The following is a 6,574-nucleotide window of genomic DNA, read 5'->3' as shown; positions in this document are numbered from 1 at the left end:
GGCCTGGACCGCTTCGGCGAATCGGCCCCGGCCGGCCAACTCTTCAAAGAGTTCGGCTTTACCGTGGATAATGTCGTCGCTAATGTGGAAGCCGTGCTTTAATAGCCGGTAACTTGTCAAACGTCCCTGTCCGCCGGGCAGGGGCGATTCATACGGAAGAGGAAGGTGAGCACTATGAAAAGCGTGGAATTGAAACGAGGATTTTTCGTTGCGTTACTGTTGACCGCCGCGGCCGCGCAGGCCCAGGACTATCCGGCGGCCGATTTTCAGCCCAAGGTGGTTTACCGCGATCCGGCGCTTGCCGAAGCCGCGCCGACCGCGAGCTCGGCTCCGACAAGCGCCGCAGCGGTGCCGTGCGTCAATCAGCAGGCGCAGACGCAATCGGAAGCCGATCCCAAATATCCGGCCTCCAGCTTTCAACCCAAAGTCGTGTTTAGCGGCACCGGGTCGTAATACTCAGTTCGGCGGGCCAGGCTTGCGGCGCGGTTCGGGTTAATCCAACCGGCCAGTTCAGGTTGACCGGTCGATTAAAATAACAACGATAACATTCAGGAGTATTCTCAAATGGCAAATAATAGTTTGATGAATAGCTTATTCGGCTTGTTGCCGAGCTTTTTCTTCGATAAGCCCGGCGGTGGCGGTACCTCCGAGGGTAATAGCGAAGACGGAGGCACGCAATTGACCGGCGTGGCGCGTTACCTACAACGGCTGGAGCCGCAAACGGCCGACGACGAACCGGCATTGACCGGCGTGGCTCGCTATCTGGCGGCTCTTGAGCCGGCGGCGGTCGAGCCGGAAGCGGAGGCCGAAGCAGAAGTGATTGAGGAGGAGGTCGTCGAAGCCGTCGAGGTTGTCGAGCCCGAGCCGGTACCGACCGGTGTCGAAAAGTATTTGAGTCTGCAAGCTGAACATCCGGTTACCCGAGTCGCTAAGTATCTGATCAAGGAATCAATCCAGTCCAAGGCCGCGCCGATGACCGGCGTATCCAAATACGTCACCATGCACGATAGGGAAGACCATTCGGTAACCGGGGTTGCCAAATATGTTATTCGGCAAAATATGGCCGAATCTCCAGCGGTGACTGGCGTCGCTAAATACGTGCTAAAAAAAGACTTGGCGGCTAAGGATGTGCCGGCGGCAACCTCCGTTAGCAAGTACTTGGCTAAGCAGGCGCTGGTTTCCAAGGATGTACCTGTTTTGAGCGGCGTCGAAAAATATCTGGCTCGGCAAGACAAGTTATTGAAAGAGCAGGCGCCGTTAACCGGGGTCGCCAAATTCGTTGCCGAACAGGAGTTGGCTGCGCGTAAAGCCGCGGCGTCGGCTTTGGTGGCTCGCTACGCCGAAGCGGAAGCCAAATTGCAAGCTGAAAAAGCGGAGGCATTGATGAAGCAGGAACAAGCCGAGGAAATCGCATTTGCCGCCGAAGTCATTGTCGAAGGTTCGGCGGTGGATCGCTATCTGGCCCGTCAATCCGCGGCGGCCGAACTGGCGCCGAAGCCAACCGGTGTCGCTAAATATTTGGCCAGACAATTGCAACTGCAAAGCCAGGCCGCGCCGGTTACCGGCGTGGCGCGTTATTTAGCCAAGCAATCCGTCTTAGCTAAACAATTGCCGACATTGACCGGTGTTGCCAAGTACGTCGCCAAGCAGCGGCTGGAAGTCAAGCCCGAGGTGGTGGTGAGTTCGGTTTCCAAATATCTTGCGAAACACGCCGTCGAAGAAAAGGCCGCCGGCGAAGTGACTGGGGTCGCCAAATACATGGCCAAGCAGGAAGTGGCGGATAGAGAGGTGCCTAGCGTGTCAGGCGTGTCAAAATACGTAGCCAGACAGGCGTTACAATCCGACGAAGTTAGCTATACCAGAACGACCGGTGTCGAGAAGTACTTGCGCAAGCAAGGCTAATCCCGCTTGACGGCACCCAAAGCCGGCGTACTCTTTTCGGGACGCCGGTTTTTTTTCGCCGAAATTCGGCGGCTTTTTATCGTCAAGTGGCGGAGACGTCCCGTTGCGTAGGTAAAAAACAACATTCCCTAGGTAACAGCCAAAATCATGCTACTCTTGGAGGGCTAACTTTGGCCAGTATTCTTTCAACGCGTCGTGAGCATTTCCCAACCCACCGACATTCAAATTGCTCTTAAACTCTGTAAAGGGGCTTTTTTATCCGCCGCCGGTTTTAGCTTGATTATCAATATGTTGATGTTGACCTCGCCGTTGTATATGCTGCAAGTATATGACCGAGTGGTGGCGACCGGAAATCTGTCGACCTTGCTGATGTTGAGCTTGATCATGTTGATTTTGTTCGCGACGATGAGCGGTTTGGAATGGGTTCGTTCCCAAATACTGGTGCGTGTCAGTAGCCGTTTGGAGCTGCTGTTAAACGAACGATTGTTTCAGGTCGCTTACAAACAAGCGCTGTATTCCGGCGGACAGAGGGCGACATCGCAGCCGCTAGACGATCTGACCGCGTTGCGTCAATTTTTGACCGGCAATGGCTTGTTCGCATTTTTCGATGCGCCGTGGATGCCGATCTATCTCGGCGTGATGTTCATTTTTCACCCGCTATATGGTTGGTTTGCAGTCGCGACGGCAGTTTTGATGGTCTTGATTGCCGTCGTCAACGAAAAAGTCACCGCCGCGACTTTGGACGAGGCCAACAAGGTGGCGATAGCCGGACGGGCCTTGGTGAATAAAAACCTCCGCAATGCCGAAGTAATCGAATCGATGGGCATGGCTGAGAATATCAAACAGCGCTGGCTGGCGGCCGCTAACCACGTCTTGATTTTGCAAGGACTTGCGAGTTCGCGCGCCGGCTTGGTCGGGGCGTTTTCGAAGGTAATCAGGCTGGCGTCGCAGTCGCTCATTTTGGGCTTGGGAGCTTATCTGGTGATACAAAAAGAAATCACCCCCGGATTGATGATCGCCGGTTCGATATTGTTGGGGCGCTCGATCGCGCCTATCGACATGTTGATCGCCAACTGGAAGGGATTTGTCAATGCGCGCGGTCAATATCGGCGGTTGAATGAAATCTTGCAGCGGATTCCCGCCGAACCCACGCGAATGACCTTACCTACACCGCGCGGCAGTTTTCAGTTGGAGGGCGCCGTCGTAACGCCGCCCGGCGCTAACGCGCCGGTGATCAAAGGGATAAGCTTAGCGATCAATGCCGGCGACATTGTCGGCGTTCTCGGCGCTAGCGGCGCCGGTAAATCGACGTTGGCTCGCGCCTTGCTCGGCATCTGGCCCACCTCCGGCGGGAAGATCCGCCTGGATCAGGCCGATGTCCATGCCTGGAATCGCAATGAATTGGGGCCTTACCTAGGTTATTTGCCGCAGGATATAGAATTGTTCGAAGGCACGATCGGCGAAAATATCGCCCGGTTTGGCGAAGTCGACGCGGTTAAAGTCGTCGAGGCGGCGAAAATGGCCGGCGTGCATGACCTGATATTGCATTTGCCCAACGGCTACGACACCGTCATCGGCGCAAACGGCGGCGCTTTGTCGGGCGGTCAGCGTCAACGTATCGGGCTGGCGCGGGCTCTTTACGGCGAGCCCGTCGTCGTCGTGCTCGACGAACCCAATTCGAATTTGGACGAACAAGGCGAGCAGGCGCTGGCTCAAGCGCTGATTTTGCTGAAACAAAAGGGGGCTACCGTGATTCTGATTACCCATCGAAACAGCGTTTTGTCCAACGTGGATAAGTTAATGATCTTGAATGAAGGCAAGTTGGCGGTTTACGGGCCGCGAGACCAAGTGCTCGCTCATTTGCAACAGCAAGCCCTGTCGCAAGCGTCGTGACCGGTATCGATCGCTTTGCCCGCCCATGGATGTGAAAAATTTGTCCCCGTCCGTCAAACCGAGAGCCGCAATGACGCCCGTCGTCGACGATGGGCCGATACGCCTGATCGGCGTCATCATTTTGTTAGTGGCGTTTGGTTTATTCGCGCTGTGGAGTTATTGGGCGCCGATCGACGGGGCGGCGTTGGCTTCCGGGGTTATCACCGTCAAATCCCACCGTAAAACCGTGCAGCACCTGGACGGCGGCATCGTGAATCAGATCTTCGTCAAGGACGGCGACATCGTTCGTGAAGGCGATACCTTGTTGATACTGGACGGTACCGAAGCCCACTCGCAATTGGAGGTACTGCGAGGCCAATCGATCGCGCTATCCGCGCAATTAGCCCGATTGGAAGCCGAGCGGGATCGCAAAGCCCGCATTGAATTCCCCGACAATTTGAGCCGCTTGGACGACACCCGTGTCGCGGAAGCCAGAACCAGCGAAACTGAGCTATTCTCGGCTAGGCGCGTGGCCTTCGAAGGGCAAATTTCGGTTCTAAAACAAAAAATCAACCAGCTCAGTACGCAAATCGTCGGGATTAAAGGTCAGCGCCAGAGCAAGCAAGCGTTGTCCGAGTCCTACGGGGAAGAGGCGAAGGATTTAAAAGAATTGTTGGCCGAGGGGTTCGCCGATAAACAACGCTTGCGTGACACCGAGCGCAATCATGCCAGTAACGCGGGGGACATCGCTTCGTTAACGTCGCAGATCGCGGCCGCCGAAATTCAGATCGGCGAAACCAAGCTGGAAATACTGCAGCTCGAAAAGAAGTTTCAAGAAGAGGTGTCCGAGAAATTGAGCGAAATTCAATCCCAGCTATACGACGTCAACCAACGCTTGGCAGCGACCGCCGACAAGGTGAGTCGGATAGAGATCAAGGCGCCGGTTAGCGGGCGGGTGATGGGGTTGACGATACATACCCAGGGCGGCGTGGTGATGGCCGGAAATCCGATACTCGATATTGTGCCTCAGCAAGAAGATTTGATCATCGATGCGCGGGTATCGCCGTTGGACATCGATCGGATACGGTTGGGCTTGGTCGCCGAGGTCAGGTTCAGTGCCTTTAAACAAGCGTTGACGCCGACTACCGAAGGTAAGGTTATTCATATTTCGGCCGATCGTTTCGTCGATGAAAAGGCCGACGCAGCCTATTATCAGGCCGAGGTGGAATTGACGCCGGAGAGCTTGCAAAAGCTGAAAAACCTGGAATTGGTACCCGGCATGCCGGTGGAGGTGATGATCCGGACCGGCGAGCGCACCGTCGTGGAGTATCTGATGCAACCCATCACCGACGCGTTCGCGCGGGCTTTCCGAGAGGATTGATCGATGCGCTCGACTAAGTTGATCTTATTGGGCTTGGCTGTTACGTTGGCGGGTCGGGCATGCGCCGACGACTTGCTGACGGTGTATCAGCAAGCATTGCAGGCGGCACCGTCGCTTAAGTCGGCCGACGTCAAAGTCGATATCGGCGCTGCGCAAACCGGCCAAGCCTTGGGCCAAATGCTGCCGCAAGTTACCGGAACCGCGAATTGGTCGGAAAATCGGTTGAACGTGCGAAATAGCGATTTGAGTTATTCGGGCACTCGTTATTATCTGTCGCTGAATCAGACACTGATCGATTTTGCCAAATTCTGGACCTGGCGGCGGGCGCGGGTAGCCGAATCGCAATACGAACTCGAGCGCACCGATGTGAGCAATCTTTTAATGTTCAGTGTCGTTGAACGCTACTTTGGCGTTTTGGAAGCGGAGGATCAACTTCGCTTCATTCAAACCGAGAAGCTTGCGATTCAACAACAATTGCAGCAGGTGCAAAAGCGGTTTGCCAAGCAGTTAGTCAAAATCACCGATGTTTACGAGGTCGAAGCGCAACTGGATAAAATCGAGGCGGACCAAATCGAAGCCGAAAGCTTGGTTTCCTCGGCTAAGCAAAACTTGAGGGAGTTGACCAACCAGGAGCCGGACAGTCTACTAACCTTGCGCGAAAACATTGAATACAAGGAATTGGAAGGTAAGTTGGACGACTGGATCGCCGTGGCAACAAACGATAATCCGGCCCTGGCCGCGCAGCAGAAAGCGATCGAGGCGGCCGACAACGACCTCGTCGCCCAGAAATCCCGCCACCTACCGGTGGTCGACCTGCAGCTTAACTACTACGATACCAACACCGGTTATCAAAGTACCCTGCTGTCCAATCAAACCCAAACTCAAGTCGCGGCGATTAACGTCAACGTGCCGATCTTTAGCGGCGGTACGACCATGCATCAGGTTCGCGAAGCGGAAAGCCGCTTGGCACTGAATCGCCACGCCGAGGAAGAGAAACTCCGAACCGTGGTCAAGGAAACCAGCGATGCGTTTTTGACGTCGAACGCCAACGTCAGGCGGATTAAGGCTTCGATCAAGGCGTTGGAATCCGCTCAAAAGTCCCACGATGCGATGCAAAGCGCCTATAAATACGGTGTTGCCACCATCGGTGACGTTTTAGTCGCCCAGCAAACCGAGTTTCGAGCCAGGCGCGATTTGTTGCAGAGTAAATACGCGTATATTAAAAATCGCTTCAGATTTTTACAGGCCATCGGCGCTATCAGCGAGGAAAATTTGCAGGAAGTCAATACTTGGTTGGAGAAGCCGGTGCAAGCTTCTTCAGTCCCGAACCTTGAAAAATAGCCGCGCGATTTTGGTTATCACGCTTGGGTATATCCCGGTAATTCCGGCGAACTCTCGGCTGGCTTAGCCGCACCGAGA

5 protein-coding genes are annotated in these 6,574 nt (G+C 54.9%); all 5 read left to right on the top strand.

All coding sequences use genetic code 11. The features are described from left to right. The first annotated feature begins 174 nt into the window (after positions 1–174). Positions 175–453: a hypothetical protein gene (locus tag A1355_RS23665; RefSeq protein ID WP_064031736.1), complete on the top strand. Its 279-nt coding sequence runs from the start codon at positions 175–177 to the stop codon at positions 451–453. A 111-nt stretch (positions 454–564) separates the two neighbouring features. Continuing rightward, complete coding sequence (locus tag A1355_RS23660) at positions 565–1,902, top strand: hypothetical protein (protein ID WP_064031735.1); 1,338 nt, start codon at positions 565–567, stop codon at positions 1,900–1,902. 195 nt (positions 1,903–2,097) lie between these two features. Then, the gene (locus tag A1355_RS23655) at positions 2,098–3,795 is read left to right on the top strand and encodes a type I secretion system permease/ATPase (RefSeq protein ID WP_064031734.1); all 1,698 of its coding nucleotides are present in this window, start codon (positions 2,098–2,100) and stop codon (positions 3,793–3,795) included. A gap of 70 nt (positions 3,796–3,865) precedes the next feature. Beyond that, on the top strand, positions 3,866–5,155 hold the full coding sequence (locus A1355_RS23650) for an HlyD family type I secretion periplasmic adaptor subunit (RefSeq protein ID WP_157198012.1): 1,290 nt from the start codon (positions 3,866–3,868) through the stop codon (positions 5,153–5,155). 3 nt (positions 5,156–5,158) lie between these two features. Beyond that, a complete protein-coding gene (locus tag A1355_RS23645) occupies positions 5,159–6,496 on the top strand; it encodes a TolC family outer membrane protein (protein WP_064031733.1) in 1,338 nt (445 codons plus the stop codon). Positions 6,497–6,574: the final 78 nt, after the last annotated feature.

It is taken from the genome of Methylomonas koyamae, from assembly GCF_001644025.1.
Lineage (GTDB): Bacteria > Pseudomonadota > Gammaproteobacteria > Methylococcales > Methylomonadaceae > Methylomonas > Methylomonas koyamae_A.
This window is presented reverse-complemented; position numbering and strand designations above follow the sequence as displayed.

Bases quoted from the DNA above. Each gene is read 5' to 3' on its own strand.
- A1355_RS23645 (WP_064031733.1), top strand. From the start codon at position 5,159: ATGCGCTCGACTAAGTTGATCTTATTGGGCTTGGCTGTTACGTTGGCG.
- A1355_RS23650 (WP_157198012.1), top strand. From the start codon at position 3,866: ATGACGCCCGTCGTCGACGATGGGCCGATACGCCTGATCGGCGTCATC.
- A1355_RS23665 (WP_064031736.1), top strand. From the start codon at position 175: ATGAAAAGCGTGGAATTGAAACGAGGATTTTTCGTTGCGTTACTGTTG.
- A1355_RS23660 (WP_064031735.1), top strand. From the start codon at position 565: ATGGCAAATAATAGTTTGATGAATAGCTTATTCGGCTTGTTGCCGAGC.